This window comes from endosymbiont of Lamellibrachia barhami (assembly GCF_011947365.2).
Taxonomy (GTDB): Bacteria; Pseudomonadota; Gammaproteobacteria; order Chromatiales; family Chromatiaceae; genus QGON01.
In genome coordinates this window covers 1-1,000 of the sequence record NZ_JAAVSH020000005.1, presented here as the reverse complement: position 1 = coordinate 1,000, position 1,000 = coordinate 1, and the positions used below count along the sequence as shown (strand labels likewise).

The window sequence follows — 1,000 nt, the reverse complement described above, 5'->3', positions numbered from 1 at the left end:
CACCCTCCCAGTCTATCTTGCCCTTGAGCGCCAGCAGCTTCTTCTGCTGCTCATGACGCACCAACTCACGCAGTGCGAAGTCAACCAGCTCACGGCGGGTCTTGAGGCCGGTGAGTTTGAGGCCGGTATCGACCAGATGAGTATTGAGGACAATGTTGGTGCGGGTGGTTTCGGAATCGGCTCTCATGATCAGTCTCCCATGCGATGCATACACACATTATATTAAATCATGTGTACAGCGCCATCTCCAGTTCCTGTATGGCGGCCTCATACCCGAGTTTACCGCCAAAAAATCTGACAATTTCCATGGGGGTGCCGAACTCATTGAGCGGTGGCACCTTGAGGATGCTGTTCTCTTCAAGATTTTCGATACCCTGATCGGCGTACTTTTCCAGCAACGCATCCAGCACCAGCCGGGCATTATCTTCATATTTGGCGAAGTAGTTGCGCTTACGCACCTTCTCGGCCCGCTCCTTGCGGGTGAGGGGTGGTTGGCCGTCGGCCACGTGGCAGATCAGGTCGAAGGGGTCGAGCTCCCTGCCCACCTCTTCATACAGTGCCTCCCAGAGTACGCCCTGGTTCTCCAGCTCTTCGAGGATGAGTTTCTTCTTGCCTGCGGCAGTCCAGCTCTTGAGAAACTGATCGAGCGAACTGTAGGTCTTGGTGACGCTGTTGCGAGTGTAATCCTTGAGCGATTCGGTGATGAGCTTGCCGTTGGCATCGAGGTACTGCACACGCTCGGCAATCACATGCACAGGTACGTCGTTGATGACGTATTTAATCCGCTTGCCATCCCCATCTTCTTCGGCATCATCCCAATCACCTGGAACTTCGTTAACCTCATCGCCATCGAGGCTGTGCCCCAGGTGTTCTTCATCAAAGTCTTCTGGGGGCACGGGGTCTTCACCCGGACCGGGGGTGTAGATCTGCACTGGCTCGCCATCGAAATCTGGGTCGGCAAACAGCTCAGTGGCCTTTTTGAAGTCGATAATAGTGAAGT

General features: G+C 54.5%; 2 protein-coding genes. Both read right to left on the bottom strand.

Annotated elements, in window-relative coordinates; translation table 11 throughout:
* Positions 1-187, bottom strand: a 187-nt coding sequence (locus G9Q73_RS19020) for a type II toxin-antitoxin system VapB family antitoxin (protein WP_177421540.1), incomplete at its 3' end; no start/stop codon positions are given.
* 40 nt (positions 188-227) lie between these two features.
* Positions 228-1,000: type I restriction-modification enzyme R subunit C-terminal domain-containing protein (locus G9Q73_RS19015; protein WP_281397643.1), on the bottom strand; the 773-nt coding region annotated here is incomplete at its 5' end.